This window comes from Wenzhouxiangella limi (assembly GCF_010499265.1).
Taxonomy (GTDB): Bacteria; Pseudomonadota; Gammaproteobacteria; order Xanthomonadales; family Wenzhouxiangellaceae; genus Wenzhouxiangella; species Wenzhouxiangella limi.
On sequence record NZ_JAAGSC010000034.1, the window covers coordinates 64,028 to 79,611 of the forward strand.

A 15,584-nucleotide genomic window follows, 5' to 3' on the forward strand; every position below is an offset into this window, starting at 1 on the left:
TAATGAAAAGAAATACCTTGACGACCGCAGTTCTAGCGGGCCTGACGGGAATTGCAGGGATGGCTAGCGTTGCTAATGCCGTCAATGTAAATCCCGACGGTCTTGGCCAGGTTCTGCTATTCCCGTATTACTCTGCCCGCGGCGGTAACGACACGCTTATCTCGATCGTGAATACCGCAGAACGTGGCAAGGCCGTAAAGGTTCGCTTTATCGAAGCGCTCAACTCGCGCGAAGTGCTTGACTTCAACCTTTACATGTCCCCCTTCGACGTCTGGACCGCATCCATAACGGCTACAGACGGCGGCGGCGCCAAGATGGTGACTCGCGATACCTCTTGCACCGTCCCCTATTTTGTCGGTGACTCCGAAGACGGCGTTGGCGAGCAGGAATTTCTCGATTTCGAATACACCGGCGCTCGGACCAACTTTGACGGTGGTCCGCAGGGCATTGAGCGAACGGCATCCGGCTATATCGAAGTGATCGAAATGGCTGAAATGGCTGTCGGAGAAGGCGGTAGCTACGATCCGAATGAAGACGGTATTACGCCTGGAATCGTTGAGTGGGCGTCGAAGCATGTTAACGGCGTTCCTCGTGCCTGTAGTCTGCTGGAACGGTTTTGGACTCAGAACGATCCGGTCGCGCTTTGGTTGCAGAGTGCGAACTTCGGGTTCACTAGCGGCACAGGTGAGGAAGCGACGTTCAATGGCGCGACCGGCGGACTGTATGGTTCCGGTAGCATCATCAACGTCGCCGACGGCACGATGTTCTCCTACAATGCGACGGCTATCGACGGTTTCTGGGCTGCCGGCACTGGCTCGCATACCAACCCTGGTAGCGTCCTGCCCGGTTTGAACTCGGGCACGAACGCAGAAAGCTTTGTGTTCGACAACGGGGCTCTCGAAAACAACCAGTGGGATAGCACGACACCGGTGCTTGCATTGAACGCCGCACTGACGCTGGACCAAGTGCTTAACGAATACGTGACCGATGCAGACATCAACGCCAGAACAGAATGGGTGATGACCTTCCCCACCCGGCGTTTCCACGTTGACGCTCTGGGTAAGGGCTTGATCGACCCTGGCGATGACGCGATTCCGCCGTTCACCCGCACTTGGTTCTATACCGTCGATGACGGTGCGGTGGATCGCCGGTTTTTCGCCTGCGAAGACATGAGCATCAGTTTCTGGGATCGAGAGGAGCAGACCGAGGGTATCGACGTCGGTCCCCCAATCGTCTCGCCGCCGCCCCCGGAACAGGCCCCTGACTTGTTCCAGCTTTGTGCGGAGGCCAACGTGATTCGCTTCGCGTCGGACGACTCGTTGCCGGACGCAACCGAAATTCTTGGTGAGCCTTTGCGTGAAAGTCCGTTTCGTTCGCTTGGCTACACCAACTTCGAACTGCCGTTCGATAGCGGTTGGGCGCGGTTTGAGTTGGGCGCTATCCCCTCTAACTCAGGCGTTTTCGAGGACAACGATGGCGTACGACGTAGTGTAAGCAGTACCGATGGACGCCAGGTCTTTGGTCTTCCTGTTGTCGGGTTCGGTGTAACCACTTACACCAACGGCGATGCAGGTGCAGGCGTGCTGGCCAACTACGGTGGAACTTATCAGCATCGTGGAACCCGGGCGTTTGTAGACTCAGGGGCCGACCGACCGGAGTGATTGAGGAACGCTGAATGCTTTTGAGACTTTATGGTCTTTTAAAAGATTCGACGTCTTAATTGCTTCCCAAGAGAAGAAAAGGGCCGCCATATTCTGGCGGCCCTTTTTGCTATAGTGATTTTTCCTTGAACTTTCTCTGTCCTGGAAGAGTCGAAATCGCAATTCCACTTTCTGGAACCTGAATTTAAATGAGTAATCTGACCTCGGCTCGCCCGACACATAATAAGAAACCTTGTGCAAGGCTTTCTGCCCTAATACTGATAGCCTCGTTTCTATCGCTATCTTTTAATTTGGCCGCTCAAGACAAAGACTTGGAGCTGCAAACCGAGCCTTCGGTAACAAAAATCCCCCTCACGGGTGACGTTAAAATCACGTCAGAGGGAACTGTCTTAGCGACACCGGTTGATCCGACTGTTTGCCAAGCGACGTCAAGCTGCGACGGTGTGCAGGTCAACCTTTCCTCCTTCACAGCGAACGACGAACAAAGTCTGCTATCAATTGATCAAGGCACTACCGTCTATTTCGAATGGGAAAGTAGGGGAGCGTGGTCTTGCGAAACATTGGGGAATTTGCCAGGCTGGGATGCTGGCGAATTGAAGCCGACGCGGGCCACGGGTCTTCAGCAAAGCGTATCTACGAATTCCCTGGAAGCTGGTGAATACACTGCTGGGCTTATCTGCGCTAACGGCAGTGTAACGAGTTCGTCAAATGTGATTACCGTCGACCTGGCCGAGTCTAGTTCGCCCCCTCCTGATCCAACCTCGTGTCCATCCAACCGTCAACCTCCACCAGGCTGGGCTCGAGTAACCACTTGTCTGTATAACAGTAGCGCCGATTGCACCGATTTCGGAGCAATTTTCGGCGGTGACGGAACAGTAACGACAGTCAATACTGGAAATATTCGGAACGTCGTACTTAACGAAGACAGTGACCAAGAATACATAGCGATGCGGCTGACCACTCAGGGTCTATCTCCCACTACTTCACGACAGGTTCAGATTGAAGGTCCCCAAAATCCGATAGGCAACTACGGTGGTGGCGGGAAAATGGTGACGATTTCAACGTGTCCTGGCGACTTCAACAAGAATGAAATAATCAACGATTCGGGATGTTATTTTGAAGGCAGTTCCTTTATTAACGATGGTTTGATTTCGATTGGTTCCTTAACTGTAGGTGGAACGTCGTCTACGGCAAGCTGCAAGCTTGAGAGCGATCAAACCTATTATCTGAATATTCTCTACACGTCCTCTCCAGCCGGCACATCACCCGAAAATATCCAGCCAAGTAGCTGTGCGGATGGAAAATCAGGTTGTGGAAACCAATGGGTAGTCCAATAATATGAATAAGATTCACGGCTTTAAATTTCCAATTCAAGCCCACGTCTTGTTGCTCTTTCTTCTTATGCTGTCGGGCAACGTTCAAAGTGCGGATTCGTCAAAAGAAATCTGCATAGCATTCGAGTCGGAGGTCGTAGTAACCCAGGGCGACTCCGAGATCACCCATCTGGATATGGATGCTTTTCTAGCGACGGTTCCCGAGGGCGATAGGGTTGACTTCCTGGAGAGCGCGGATCGACTCGGTCAAGTGCTCACAAACCTTCTTCTTTCTGAGGCAATGGCCAATAGAGCAATTGAGGCGCGGCTTTTAGACGATCCAGAAGTCAATGCACAGCTGTATCGCCAATTGGTCAATGAACTGACTAAACTGTACCGGTTCAATTTCTTTGCTGACTTGGAGTTGGCTGATTACGAAGCCAGGGCCAGAGAGCTCTATTTAACAAATCCCAAACGCTTCCGCGCCCCGGAGAAGGTGGATTTTTATCATGTGTTGATACCCGTGGATGAACCTTCAGAAGAAGTTGAAGCGATGGAGGAAATCGCTGTTGCTTGGCGAGCCTTCGCTGAGCAGCAGATTGATATTGAGCGTGTCGTGAGGGAGTATAGTCAAGATCCCTTGCTTGAACAGAACGGAGGCTTCTATCGTGATGTGGCCCTCGAAAACCTGCACGCAGCCATTGCTTCTTCCCTGTCGAAGCTAAGCGAGGGGCGGGGTATTTCTGAACCAATTCGTACACCTGATGGTTGGCATTTGGTGCAGCTGCATAAGAGGCATCCGATTGAAGCACTAGACTGGCCAGACGCGAAGGAAGAAGCGATCAAGCTCGCTCGTGAACAGCATCTTACTAATGCTTTGGAAAGAAAACTGAGAGAGCTTCAAGCTCCACCGCAGGAATTTCCGGAAGGTGCAATACGTAGTCTTCTAGAGCGCTATAACGCCTCCTTGTCTGGTGTGGCTGACTGAATCTGCGGAAGTATTTCAAAAGAGGGCGTGGATGAACGTGTGTCCTTAGTCGTACACAAGTGGGCCCTTAATAAATCGCTGCCTTTATGTGATTAGACAAGCTCCGTGTCAGGTTACCTCTAGGAGACTATAAACGTGAGACTTGCAGGGCTTGCGGAGCCGTACCGTAGATCTGTCTCCAATAGGCTTAGTTATTGCGGTCTTTTCTTGCAGCTTACCGTTCGGGAGTTAAGGCGCCGCGTTCTTTCCGTTGGTGTCGGCTGGCTTTGGCTTGTTCTTACCCCGCTTTTGCTGCTTGGTGTTTATGTATTTGTATTTGGAGTGATTTTTCAGGCGCGAGTCCCCGACGGGCTACAGGTGCCCTTCGCTCTCTGGCTAGCAGTTGCTTTGTGGCCGTGGTTCGCTTTTTCGGACGGCGTTCTTAGTGGGGCGAGGGCTGTGCGCGATAATGCGGCCCTCATTTCCAAGATCGCCGTTCCTCGAGCAGTGCTAGTTCTTTCTTATCAAACGGCTGCGTTCCTTTTGCAGCTAATGGGGTACCTGGTTGTCCTCGCGGTGATTCAGTCGTTTTCCGGGCAGCTAACTTTGGTGGGGTTTCCTAATGCCGTTCTTACATTATTACTTTTGTATGCTTTTTCGGCCGGTCTGAGCCTGGGTTTATCGGCCCTTCAGGTATTTTTTCGCGATCTGGAGCAACTTTTACCGATCTTGATGATGTTTTGGTTCTTTCTCACTCCCATCTTGTATACACCTGAGTTGCTTCCGCCGGATATTCGCCATTTGATCTTTCTGAATCCAGTCACTTGGTGGGTTGAAGAATTGAGATCCGCCTTTTTTTTGGGAAAGGCAGTCCCTGACCTTAAAGTAGTTGTTTTTCTCTTTTCGAGTGCATTAGCAGTAATGTTAGGAAGCTGGGTATTTCGTAGACTAAGCCCGCATTTTGAGGATTTTCTTTGACTGAGCCGTTGCTTAAGTCAGCTTCTGTGGGGAAATCCTATCCTCATACCGTACGATCTTCGCAACGCCTGCGCGCTTTCTGGCAGATCCTGACCCGCGGGCAGACAGAGGGCGGAACGACGGTGCTGGAGTCGATCGACTTCGAAGTCCGGCGCGGCGAGTCGCTGGCCATCGTCGGGGCCAACGGCGCCGGCAAATCGACGCTGCTGAAAGTTATCACCGGGGTGCTGGCGCCCTCCAGCGGAGTGATCGAGCGTAACGGCAGTCAGGCTGCGCTGCTGGAGCTCGGGGCCGGTTTCGATCCCGAGTACACCGGCCTGGAGAACCTGCGCATGAACGCCGCTTTTCTCGGGCTGGGCAGAAAGGAGGTCGACGAGAAGCTCGACGACATCCTGGCCTTTGCCGATATCGGCGAGTCTATCCACGAGCCGATCAAGCATTATTCCTCGGGCATGGTGGTGCGCTTGGGCTTTGCGGTCGTTGCCGCGGTCACGCCTGATCTTCTGATCACCGACGAGGTGCTGGCCGTCGGGGATGAGTCTTTCCAGAAAAAATGTATCCGCTGGATCGAGAACTATCTTGAGCAGGGCGGGACGCTGCTGATGGTTTCGCACAACATGTACCAGGTGCAAAAACTCTGCCGCCACGCGCTGTGGCTGGAAGGTGGGCGGGCGCGGGCGCTGGGTGACGTGTTCGAGGTGACCCAGGCCTATCTGGCCTGGCACGAGCGGCGCGATGCCGAAGCGGTAAGCCAGTCCTCGGGGCATGCCACGGCGCAAATGTACGGCGTGAAGACGCTGGAAATCGTCTCGGCCGAGGCCGGCGAGCCGCGCCTGACGATGGGTGATGAACTGCTGGTGCGCATGGCGCTGCGCTCGCCCGACGATCGCGCACCGGTTGCGCTGGTTGGCCTGGTGCGGGCCGATGGGACGCCGATCTACGGTGTTGCCAGCGACCATGACCAGGTTGCGCTGCAGGATGGATCGGACGGATGCTATCACTTGGCGCTGCGCTTTCCCGATCTGCCGCTGCTGCCGGGGGGCTACGTGGTCAGGGGCCACGCCATGGATCCGGAGGGCCTGCGCGTGCACGATACCGCCGAGGTCACGTTCACGGTGACCGGCCGCAGCCGCGAGCTGGGCCTGGTCCGGCTGCAGCATCACTGGGAGATCTGAGTGACCGCGGCCGTCGTGGTGCCGGTCTTCAACGCAGCGCAGGAGACCCGGCGCTGTCTGGATGCTCTCGCACTAAAGTTGGACAAAGACTCGGCGGGTGTGATCGTGATCGACGATGCCTCGACCGATCCGGCCGTCGCGACGGTTCTTGCCGAGTTGCCGAGCGAATGGGTGGCGGTACGCAATGAGCAAAACCTGGGCTTCGTGGCCACCGCCAACCTCGGCATGGCGCTGGCCGGGCGGGCCGATGTGATTCTGCTCAACTCCGATACCGAGGTCAGCACCGGCTGGCTGGAGGCCATGCTGGACTGTGCTGCCAGCGACGCGCGGATTGCCTCGGTCACGCCCTTGACCAACCACGGCGAAATCGCCTCGGTGCCCGAGTTTTGTCGGCCCAATCGATGGCCGAACGACCCGGACCGCTGGGCCCGGGCGGCGCGCGAATCCGGCCCGGCAACTTATCCCGACATCCCCACCGCGGTCGGATTTTGCATGTACCTGCGGCGCGCGGCCATCGACGAGATCGGCGGCTTTGACGAGCTCGCCTTTGGCCGCGGCTACGGCGAGGAAAACGACTGGTGCTGCCGGGCCAGCGCCGCCGGCTGGCGCCACGTGCTGTGTGACCACGCCTTCGTCGCCCATGAGGGCGGCGCCAGCTTCGGGCCCCTGGGCCTCAAGCCGGGCGGTGAAGCGATGGACACGCTGCTGGCCCGCCACCCCGATTACATGGCGCGGGTCCGGGCGTTCATCAAGGCCGATCCGTTTGCCGCCAGGCGGCGCCAGATCGCGGCGTGCTACCAGCAACTGGCATCCTGAAAGACCCGGGCAACCGCGCCCGGCTTGGTAGACTCTGACCCGAAGGTCTCTTGCAGGCAGCGGCAATGATCGAATCCCCATCCCTGGAGTTCACCGGCGAGCGTTTCACGCCCGAGTGCGTGCGCGAAATGGCCTATGAGCACTGGCATCGCTATGCTTTTGCCGCGGCGCTGGTGACCGACAAGCTCGTGCTCGACGCCGCGTGCGGAGAGGGTTACGGCTCGCACCTGCTCAGCGCCAAAGCCCGGCAGGTGACCGGCATCGACATCGACCCGGCCACAGTCAAGCATGCGCGGTCGCGCTACGGCGCCGATCGGCTGTCGTTCGAGTGCGCCAGCTGCCTGGACCTGCCGCTGGCCGATGACAGCGTGGATGTGGTGGTCTCGTTCGAGACGCTGGAACACCTGGCCGAGCACGATGAACTGATGGCCGAGTTTCGCCGCGTGCTCAGGCCCGAGGGTTTCGTGCTGATCTCATCGCCGGACCGCAAGACCTACAGCGACGAGACCGGCTACGACAATCCGTTTCACGTGCGCGAACTCTACCGGGACCAGTTCGAGCAGCTGCTGGGCGCGCATTTTCCGGCTGTGCGCCTGATGGGGCAGAAGCTGCTGTTTGTCTCCGCGCTGTGGTCCATGGACGGGCAGGGCGCGGCGCAGTGGCTAAGCGACCGGCCGGAGGCGTCGACCGTGGCGCCGGACTGGCCCCCGCTGTACTACATCGCCGCCGCCGCGGCCACCCGGGCGGCCCTGCCGGAGTTGCCGGCGGTCTCGCTGTACGGCGATCGGGCTGAGTCGGTCTACCAGCACTACAACGACGAAGTTCGCAAGCACATCCGAGCCGGCGAAGTGCTGGCCGAGCGCGAGGCCGAGATCGCCTCGCTCAAGGCGACGCTGGCAAAACCCTGGTGGCGGCGCTGGTTCGGCCGGTGAATAGCTCATCCCCGGCCGCGAGCGTTTCCCCGCTGGCCCGGGTCACGGCCATCGTGGTCAACTTCAACTCTGGTCCCTGGCTGGAGCGCTGCGTGCGCGCGCTGCGCGGCGACGACAGCAAGCCGCCGGCGATCGAGATCATTGACAACGGATCGGAGGACCGCAGCCTGGAGCTGCTGCCCGACCTACCGGGGGTTCGCGCCCGGCGCTCGCCGCGCAACCTGGGTTTCGCGCGCGGAGTCAACCTGGCCGCGCGGGCGGTCCAGACCGAATACCTGCTGATCATCAATCCCGACTGCCTGCTGGTGCCGCAGGCGCTGCTGAGACTGGTCGAAGACCTGGACGGTCATCCCGAAGCCGCCCTGGTCTCGGGGCGCATTTTCGACATGAGCGGCAACGAACAGCGCGGCAGCCGCCGCCGCCTGCCGACCCGGCAGCGGGTTGTCAACGAGATCTTTCGTTTCCGGGGCGCCACGGGGGTGGATCTCACCCATTTGCCCAGCGCCGCCGAGCCGGGCGAGGTGGAAGCCGTCTCGGGCGCCTGCATGCTGCTGCGGCGCCAGGCTTTTCTGGACGTCGGCGGTTTCGACAAGCACTACCCGCTGCATTTCGAGGATCTGGATCTGATGACGCGGTTGCAGGAAGCGGGCTGGGCCATTCGGTTGCTGCCGGATGTGGCGGTCTCGCATGCCGGCGGGGTGTCTTCGCGCAGCCGACCCGTGCGAACGATGTGGAAAAAACACCGCGGTCTCTGGCGCTACCTCAATCGTCACCCGGAGCCGCCCTGGCCGCTCTGGAGTCGCAGCCTGTGGTGGCTTGGCATTCACGCCCACGCCGTGCTGGTCACGCCGCTGACGCTGTGGCGGCGGCGCTAGGGGCCGATCCGGTGATGCTGGTGCTGGGCGCCAGCACGGCGGCCGGGCAGCGCTTCGTGGCGCGCGCCGGCGGACTGGACGGCGTCCACCTGCTGGCGGTATCGCGAAAGCCGCCGGCACAGAGCCGGCCCGGCGTGACCTGGCTGCAGCACGATCTTGAACAAGGGCCGGCGCCGGCCGATCCGGGCGCGCTGGTCAGCTTCGGGCCGGTGGGGCTGGCGGCGGCCCAGGTCGAGGCAACCCCCGGGATCGGCCGCGTGGTCGCCGTCAGCTCGGCCAGCACGCTGTTCAAGTCCGACTCGGTCGATCGGCAAGAGCGGGCATTGATGGACCAGATCCAGGCCGACGAGCAGCGCCTGCTCGATCTCTGCCGCCGGCGCGATGCCCTGGTCAGCCTGTTCAAGACCACCATGATCTACGGCGGTGGCCGGGACGCCAACGTCAGCCGGCTGGCCGGGCTGGTTCAGCGCCTGCCGCTGGTGCCCGTGGCGGGGCGGGGCTTGCGCGCGCCGGTTCACGCCGACGACCTGGCCGCCCTGGCGCTCGCCGTGCTGGCCATGGACGAGCGCAGCCAGGGGCGCTGGCTGCTGGGCGGTGGAGAACGCTTGAGCTACCCGGACATGCTGCGCCGGATTGCAGCGGCCCAGGGACACAGCGTGCGCGTGGTGTCGACCCCGGCCTGGCTGCTGCGCGCAGCCTTGAGCGCGGCCCATGCACTGGGCCGGCTGCGCGATATCAACGCCGCCATGCTCGCCCGCCAGGCCGAGGATCTGGTCGTCGACGACCGCCCGGCGCGCGAGCAGCTGGGCTGGAACCCGCGCGTTTTCAGTCCTTGAGCTTTTTGTACTTGAGCCGGTGCGGTCCGGCCTGGTCGCCTCTCCGGCGCTTCTCGTCTTTTTCGTACTCGGAGAAATTGCCCTCGAACCATTCGACGTGGGAGTCCCCCTCGAAGGCCAGCACGTGGGTGGCGATACGGTCCAGGAACCAGCGGTCGTGCGAGATCACCAGCACGCAGCCCGGGAAGGCCAGGATGCCCTCTTCCAGGGCGCGCAGGGTTTCCACGTCCAGGTCGTTGGTCGGCTCGTCGAGCATCAGCACGTTGCCGCCGCTTTTGAGCACCTTGGCCAGGTGGACGCGGTTGCGCTCGCCGCCGGAGAGCTGGCCGACGCGCTTTTGCTGCTCGGAGCCCTTGAAGTTGAAGCGGCTGGCATAAGCGCGCGCCGGGATGCGATAGTTGCCGATCACGATCTCATCGGCCCCGTCTGAAATTTCCTCCCAGACCTGGCGCTCGTCGTTGAGGCTGTCGCGGCGCTGGTCGACGTAGGCCAGCTCCACGGTCTCGCCCACGCGGACCTCGCCGCGGTCGGGCGCTTCAGTGCCGGCGATCATGTTGAACAGGGTAGTTTTGCCCGCGCCGTTGCCGCCGATGATGCCGACGATGGCGCCCGGCGGGACCTTGAAGCTTAAGTTCTCAATCAGCAGGCGATCGCCGTAGCCCTTGTAGACGCCGTCGAACTCAATCACCTGGTCGCCCAGCCTGGGGCCGGGCGCGATGTAGATCTGCTGGGTTTCGTTGCGGCGCTGGAAGTCCTTGGAGTTGAGCTCCTCGAACTGTCTGAGACGCGCCTTGCTCTTGGCCTGGCGGCCCTTGGGGTTGGTGCGCACCCATTCGAGCTCGGACTTGATCGTCTTCTGGCGCGAGGCCTCCTGCTTTTCTTCCACCGCCAGGCGGGCTTCCTTCTGCTCCAGCCACGAGGAATAATTGCCCTCGAAGGGGATGCCGTGGCCGCGATCCATCTCCAGGATCCAGCCGGCGACGTTGTCGAGGAAGTAGCGATCGTGGGTCACCGCCATGACGGTGCCGGGGAACTGGTCGAGAAAGCGCTCCAGCCAGGCCACGGACTCCGCGTCAAGGTGGTTGGTCGGCTCGTCGAGCAGCAGCATGTCGGGCTTGGACAGCAGCAGCCGACACAGGGCGATGCGCCGGCGCTCGCCGCCGGACAGGGTGGCGATCTTGTCGTCCCAGGGCGGCAGGCGCAGCGCGTCGGCGGCCACTTCCAGAGTCCGGTCCAGCTCCCAGCCGCCGGCGGCGTCGATCTTGTCCTGCAGTTCGGCCTGTTCGGCCAGAAGGTCGGTCATCTCCTCGTCGCTCATCGGCTCGGCAAAGCGCTCGGAAATGGCGTCGAAACGCTCCAGCTGCTCCTTGATCTCGCCCACGCCCATCATCACCGCCTCGCGCACGGTCACCTCTTCGGGCAGCTCCGGCTCCTGCGGCAGGTAGCCGATATGAATCCCCGGCTGCGGCCGCGCCTCGCCGTCGTACTCCTTGTCGACCCCGGCCATGATCCGCAGCACGGTGGACTTGCCGGCCCCATTGAGCCCCAGCACGCCGATCTTGGCGCCGGGAAAGAACGACAGCGATACGTCCTTGATCAGGGTTCGGTTGGGCGGCACCGTTTTCGAGACGCGGTGCATGGTATAGACGTATTGGGACATGATGAATCCGTAGTGGCTTGAAGCTGACGGTTGGGAGACGTCGGCGTTGGAACTCCCGACACATGATACCCGTGTTCATCTGCGTTAATCTGCGTTCATCCGCGGTTTCCTTGTACGGGATTGAAAAAAGAGAGATCGAATGATGAAAATCCTCGTCACCGGCGGCGGCGGCTTTCTCGGCCAGGCCATCGTCCGCCGAGTCATTGAACGCGGTGATGCCGTCGTCAGCCTGAATCGCTCGGCCTACCCCGAGCTGGAGGCGCTGGGTGTGACGTGCCGGCTTGGCGATATCGCCGATCCCGAGGCGGTGCTGGCCGCCGCTGAAGGCTGCGAGGCCGTTGTTCACGTCGCCGCCAGGGCCGGGCCCGGTTTGCACGCGCCGGATTTCGAGCGGCCGAATGTGGTCGGGACCGAAAACGTGCTCGCCGCCTGCGCCCGGCACGATATTCCCATTCTGGTCTACACCTCCTCGCCCAGCGTGGTCCACGGCGGCGGCGATATCGAAAACGGCGACGAATCGCTGCCCTACGCCGAGCACTTCCAGGCCCCGTACCCGGAAACGAAAGCCCGGGCCGAGCGGCTGGTACTGGCCGCCAGTGGCCCGGATCTGAAAAGCTGCGCGCTGCGCCCGCACCTGATCTGGGGGCCAGGCGACAACCAGCTGCTGCCGCGCCTGGTCGAGAAAAATCGCGCCGGCCGGCTGCGCCTGCCCGCCCCGGAGAAAAAAATCGACACCGTCTACATCGACAATGCGGCCGACGCCCACCTGCTGGCCCTGGATAACCTGGCCGGCCCCGCCACCGCCGCCGGCAAGGCCTATTTCATCAGCAACGGCGAGCCGCTGGCCAACGGCGAGATCATCGCGCGCCTGCTCGAAGCCGCCGGGGAGCGCCCGAACATCCGCAGCGTCGCGCCTGCGGTGGCCCACGCCCTGGCCGCCGCGGTCGAGGGCGCGTGGCGCCTGACCGGCCGCCGCAGCGATCCGCCGCTGTCGCGGTTCGTGGTCGAGCACCTGGCCACCGCCCACTGGTACGACATTGCCGCCGCGCGCCGTGATCTGGCTTATGAACCCACGGTGTCGATCGAAGAGGGGCTCAAGCGCCTGGCCGCTGCCTGGGCATGAATGCCCTGGCCGGATTGAATCGGCCGCGGGGCAGGCTCAGCGACGCCCGGGCCACCACCGGCTCAGCCAGCGCTCCAGCCAGGATCGCCGGAGATAAACCCGGTCTTCCGGAGCGACGTTCTCGTAGCGGCCGTACTTGAGCTTGACCCAGGCGTTGAGGTCGGTCTGGCGGATGAACGCGAACAGCCTGCGCCTGAGCGCGCCGCTGCCCGACTTGCAGCGTACCGCGGTGCCCAGATCGAGGATGACCGGCTCGCCGTTGGCGGCAACGCGCAGATTATCCTTGCGCTTGAGATCGCCGTGGGCGATACCGCGGGCGTGCATGGCTTGAATGATGCCCAGCAGGCGATCGAAAAAGGCTTGCCCCTCGGGCAGTACCGCATGGCGAAAGTCCGTGCCTTCGATGTAGTCCAGCACCAGATAGCGGTCCCCGAACAGGCCGTGGCAGCGTGGAAATCCTGCCAGGCCGGCCAGCTGTCGGTAGCTTCGATACTCCCGCCTGAGCGACTGCAGACGCAGCCAGCGCAGCGGACCGCGCCCGCTCGGTGCCTTGATCGCCAGGTCCTGGTTGCGAAAGCGAAAGCGCCTCACTTCACCCTGGTTGCTGCGACCCAGTGACTGGCCGGAGGCGAAATCAAGGCCCTCCAGCCAGGCGGCCAGCTCGGGATCCGATGACGATGGCGCGGGGGAAGACGGCATCCGCGAATGATAGCCGAGGGGCCGAAGCCGGTTTCTGGCAAAATAGAGCGCGCAAGGACTCGAATTTACGGCGATCGGTCCCAATTTCCGAATCGTTCGGGAAACCGGACGCCTAACTTTCGTCCACTTTACGGGGATTGCTTTCATGCCGATCTACGAATACCGCTGCCAGTCCTGCGGCCACGAGCTGGAAAAACTGCAGAAACTGTCCGACGCCCCGCTGGTCGACTGTCCGGCCTGCGGCAAGCCCGATCTGACCAAGCTGATCTCGGCCGCCGGTTTCCGCCTCAAGGGCGGCGGCTGGTACGAGACCGACTTCAAAAAAGACGGCAAGCGCAACCTGGCCGGCGATTCCGACGGCGCCGGGAAAGACGGCAAAGCCGATGCGGCCAAGTCCGACGCCAAGTCGGAGTCGAAGTCGACTCAGCCCAAGTCCGAAAGCAAATCCTCCAAGCCCTCTGCCGGCAAAGCGGCTTGAATGCGGCGATTGGCGCGAATCACGGTCCAAGGAAAACCCTTAAGTCGCCGTAACCCGTAACCCGTAACCCTTAGGCCCTCCCCCCTAATCCCTGGTCCTTAAAATAATCATGCGCACCCATCTCTGCGGCAACGTCACCGAAAACCTCACCGGCCAGTCCGTCGTCCTGTGCGGCTGGGTCGCGCGCTCGCGCGATCTCGGCGGCTTGATCTTCATCGGCCTGCGCGACCACGCCGGCGTGCTGCAGGTGGTGGTCGAGCCGGAAAACAAGCCGGCTTTTGCCGAGGCCGAGAAGCTGCGCAACGAGTTCTGCGTCCGGGTTACCGGCACCGTGCGGCTGCGACCGGAGAGCCAGTGGAACCCGGACATGGCCACCGGCCGGGTCGAACTGCTTGCCGAGACGGTCGAAATCCTCAACGCCAGCGCGCCGCTGCCGCTGTTGATGAGCGACGACGACGGCGAGGAGGTGCGGCTGAAGTACCGCTATCTGGATTTGCGGCGCGACCGCCTGCAGCGCAACCTGCGCCTGCGCACCCGCCTGACCCGCGCCATTCGCGGCTATCTCGATGGTCACGATTTTCTCGATATCGAAACGCCGATCCTCACTCGGGCCACGCCGGAAGGCGCGCGTGACTACCTGGTGCCCAGCCGTGCCCAGCCGCGCAGTTTCTTCGCCCTGCCGCAGTCGCCGCAGTTGTTCAAGCAGCTGCTGATGATGGGCGGCATGGACCGCTACTACCAGATCGCGCGCTGTTTCCGCGACGAGGACCTGCGCGCAGACCGCCAGCCCGAATTCACCCAGCTCGACCTGGAGATGGCCTTTGTCGACGAAGCCGACGTCCAGGCGATTGCCGAAGGCATGGTGCGGGCGGCGTTCCGCGAGGTGCTCGACGTTGAACTGCCCGGCCCGTTCCCGCGCATGAGCTGGGCCGAGGCCATGCGCCGCTACGGCTCCGACAAGCCCGACCTGCGCATCCCGCTGGAGCTGGTGACGATCTGTGATGCCGTGCGCGAGGTCGAATTCAAGGTTTTCTCCGGGCCGGCCAACGACCCGGGCAGTCGCGTCGTGGCCCTGAAAGCACCGGGTGCGGCCGGGCAGTCGCGCAAGCAGATCGACGACTACGCCGCCTACGCCGGGCGCTACGGTGCCAAGGGGCTGGCGTGGATGAAGGTCAAGGACCCGGCAGCCGGCATCGAGGGCGTGCAGTCGCCGATCGCCAAGTTCCTGGACGGCAGTGCCGTCGCGGGCATCCTCGAGGCCACCGGCGCCGCGGCCGGCGACCTGCTGTTGTTCGGGGCCGATAAAAAGCCGGTGGTCAACGCCTTCATGGGCGCGCTCCGGCTCAAGCTGGGGCGCGACCTGGCGCTGGTCGAGCCGGGCTGGCGGCCGCTGTGGGTGGTCGATTTCCCGATGTTCGAGTTCGACCCGGACGAGGCGCGCTACGACGCCCTGCATCACCCGTTTACGGCACCGGCCGTGGCCGACCCGGAAAGCCTCAAGGCGCATGCCGGTGAGGCGGTGTCGCGCGCTTACGACATGGTCTTGAACGGCGCCGAGATCGGCGGCGGCTCGGTTCGTATCCACGATCCCGTTTTGCAGCAGGCCGTGTTCGACCTGCTCGGCATTGATGAAGCCGAGGCGAAGCAGCGCTTCGGCTTCCTGCTCGAAGCCCTGCGCTACGGCTGCCCGCCGCACGGCGGGATTGCGTTCGGCATCGACCGGATTGCTGCGCTGATGTGCGGCGAGGATTCGATCAGGGAGGTCATCGCCTTTCCCAAGACCACCACGGCGGGCTGTCCGCTCACCGGGGCGCCCTCGGTGGTTGATGCCGCCCAGCTTGACGAGCTGCATATTCAGCTCAAGCCGGGAAAATGACCGCAACGACCGCCCCCGCGTCCGCCGAACGGGCGCCGGTGGTGCTGGTTCACGGGCTCTGGTACGGTCCGGTCAGCCTGGCGCTGATGGCGCGCCGCCTGGAGGCGCACGGCTTCAGGACGCACCGGTTTGCCTAGCCCACGATCTCGCGTTCGCTGGCGAGCAATGCGCGCGCACTGTTCGATTTTGCCCGCG

The 15,584-nt window shown here is 62.0% G+C and carries 15 protein-coding genes; 13 read left to right on the forward strand and 2 right to left on the reverse strand.

The window, feature by feature from the left end:
* The first annotated feature begins 2 nt into the window (after positions 1-2).
* The 9 genes from G3I74_RS04445 to G3I74_RS04485 all read left to right on the forward strand — a co-directional run bounded on the left by G3I74_RS04445 (position 3) and on the right by G3I74_RS04485 (position 9,553).
* Complete coding sequence (locus tag G3I74_RS04445) at positions 3-1,661, forward strand: hypothetical protein (protein WP_164210386.1); 1,659 nt, start codon at positions 3-5, stop codon at positions 1,659-1,661.
* 188 nt (positions 1,662-1,849) lie between these two features.
* The gene (locus tag G3I74_RS04450) at positions 1,850-2,998 is read left to right on the forward strand and encodes a hypothetical protein (protein ID WP_164210387.1); all 1,149 of its coding nucleotides are present in this window, start codon (positions 1,850-1,852) and stop codon (positions 2,996-2,998) included.
* 1 nt (position 2,999) lies between these two features.
* Positions 3,000-3,962 (forward strand): peptidylprolyl isomerase, encoded by a 963-nt coding sequence (locus G3I74_RS04455; RefSeq protein ID WP_164210388.1) that lies wholly within the window; start codon positions 3,000-3,002, stop codon positions 3,960-3,962.
* Between the two features lie 207 nt (positions 3,963-4,169).
* Positions 4,170-4,919, forward strand: a complete 750-nt coding sequence (locus G3I74_RS04460) for an ABC transporter permease (RefSeq protein WP_164210389.1) — start codon at positions 4,170-4,172, stop codon at positions 4,917-4,919.
* Positions 4,920-5,041: 122 nt separating this feature from the next.
* A complete protein-coding gene (locus tag G3I74_RS04465) occupies positions 5,042-6,094 on the forward strand; it encodes an ABC transporter ATP-binding protein (RefSeq protein WP_338063056.1) in 1,053 nt (350 codons plus the stop codon).
* Positions 6,095-6,910 (forward strand): glycosyltransferase, encoded by an 816-nt coding sequence (locus G3I74_RS04470; protein WP_164210391.1) that lies wholly within the window; start codon positions 6,095-6,097, stop codon positions 6,908-6,910.
* Between the two features lie 65 nt (positions 6,911-6,975).
* On the forward strand, positions 6,976-7,842 hold the full coding sequence (locus G3I74_RS04475; RefSeq protein WP_164210392.1) for a class I SAM-dependent methyltransferase: 867 nt from the start codon (positions 6,976-6,978) through the stop codon (positions 7,840-7,842).
* On the forward strand, positions 7,839-8,717 hold the full coding sequence (locus tag G3I74_RS04480) for a glycosyltransferase (RefSeq protein ID WP_164210393.1): 879 nt from the start codon (positions 7,839-7,841) through the stop codon (positions 8,715-8,717). The genes G3I74_RS04475 and G3I74_RS04480 overlap by 4 nt, the downstream gene beginning before the upstream one ends.
* Positions 8,702-9,553 carry a Rossmann-fold NAD(P)-binding domain-containing protein gene (locus tag G3I74_RS04485; RefSeq protein WP_164210394.1) on the forward strand — a complete coding sequence of 284 codons (852 nt, stop codon included), beginning with the start codon at positions 8,702-8,704 and terminating at the stop codon, positions 9,551-9,553. The genes G3I74_RS04480 and G3I74_RS04485 overlap by 16 nt, the downstream gene beginning before the upstream one ends.
* Here G3I74_RS04485 and ettA read toward each other — a convergent pair.
* A complete protein-coding gene (gene ettA, locus G3I74_RS04490; RefSeq protein ID WP_164210395.1) occupies positions 9,543-11,213 on the reverse strand; it encodes an energy-dependent translational throttle protein EttA in 1,671 nt (556 codons plus the stop codon). The two genes, G3I74_RS04485 and ettA, sit on opposite strands and share 11 nt — an antisense overlap.
* A 142-nt stretch (positions 11,214-11,355) precedes the next feature.
* On the opposite strand from ettA, the gene G3I74_RS04495 reads away from it, so the two are divergent.
* On the forward strand, positions 11,356-12,336 hold the full coding sequence (locus tag G3I74_RS04495; protein WP_164210396.1) for an NAD-dependent epimerase/dehydratase family protein: 981 nt from the start codon (positions 11,356-11,358) through the stop codon (positions 12,334-12,336).
* A gap of 36 nt (positions 12,337-12,372) precedes the next feature.
* Here G3I74_RS04495 and G3I74_RS04500 read toward each other — a convergent pair whose 3' ends face one another.
* A complete protein-coding gene (locus tag G3I74_RS04500) occupies positions 12,373-13,035 on the reverse strand; it encodes a serine/threonine-protein kinase (RefSeq protein WP_164210397.1) in 663 nt (220 codons plus the stop codon).
* Between the two features lie 145 nt (positions 13,036-13,180).
* Between G3I74_RS04500 and G3I74_RS04505 the strand changes: the two genes are divergently transcribed.
* From G3I74_RS04505 to G3I74_RS04515, 3 genes are all read left to right on the forward strand, one after another.
* Positions 13,181-13,513: an FmdB family zinc ribbon protein gene (locus G3I74_RS04505; protein ID WP_164210398.1), complete on the forward strand. Its 333-nt coding sequence runs from the start codon at positions 13,181-13,183 to the stop codon at positions 13,511-13,513.
* Between the two features lie 109 nt (positions 13,514-13,622).
* The gene (aspS, locus tag G3I74_RS04510) at positions 13,623-15,389 is read left to right on the forward strand and encodes an aspartate--tRNA ligase (protein ID WP_164210399.1); all 1,767 of its coding nucleotides are present in this window, start codon (positions 13,623-13,625) and stop codon (positions 15,387-15,389) included.
* Positions 15,386-15,526, forward strand: a complete 141-nt coding sequence (locus tag G3I74_RS04515; RefSeq protein WP_164210400.1) for a lipase family protein — start codon at positions 15,386-15,388, stop codon at positions 15,524-15,526. The genes aspS and G3I74_RS04515 overlap by 4 nt, the downstream gene beginning before the upstream one ends.
* The last annotated feature ends 58 nt before the right edge of the window (positions 15,527-15,584 follow it).

Excerpts from the sequence above, each read along its gene's own strand:
- G3I74_RS04445 (WP_164210386.1), top strand. The coding sequence starts at position 3 with ATGAAAAGAAATACCTTGACGACCGCAGTTCTAGCGGGCCTGACGGGA.
- G3I74_RS04450 (WP_164210387.1), top strand. The coding sequence starts at position 1,850 with ATGAGTAATCTGACCTCGGCTCGCCCGACACATAATAAGAAACCTTGT.
- G3I74_RS04455 (WP_164210388.1), top strand. The coding sequence starts at position 3,000 with ATGAATAAGATTCACGGCTTTAAATTTCCAATTCAAGCCCACGTCTTG.
- G3I74_RS04475 (WP_164210392.1), top strand. The coding sequence starts at position 6,976 with ATGATCGAATCCCCATCCCTGGAGTTCACCGGCGAGCGTTTCACGCCC.
- ettA (WP_164210395.1), bottom strand. The coding sequence starts at position 11,213 with ATGTCCCAATACGTCTATACCATGCACCGCGTCTCGAAAACGGTGCCG.
- G3I74_RS04495 (WP_164210396.1), top strand. The coding sequence starts at position 11,356 with ATGAAAATCCTCGTCACCGGCGGCGGCGGCTTTCTCGGCCAGGCCATC.
- G3I74_RS04500 (WP_164210397.1), bottom strand. The coding sequence starts at position 13,035 with ATGCCGTCTTCCCCCGCGCCATCGTCATCGGATCCCGAGCTGGCCGCC.
- G3I74_RS04505 (WP_164210398.1), top strand. The coding sequence starts at position 13,181 with ATGCCGATCTACGAATACCGCTGCCAGTCCTGCGGCCACGAGCTGGAA.
- aspS (WP_164210399.1), top strand. The coding sequence starts at position 13,623 with ATGCGCACCCATCTCTGCGGCAACGTCACCGAAAACCTCACCGGCCAG.
- G3I74_RS04515 (WP_164210400.1), top strand. The coding sequence starts at position 15,386 with ATGACCGCAACGACCGCCCCCGCGTCCGCCGAACGGGCGCCGGTGGTG.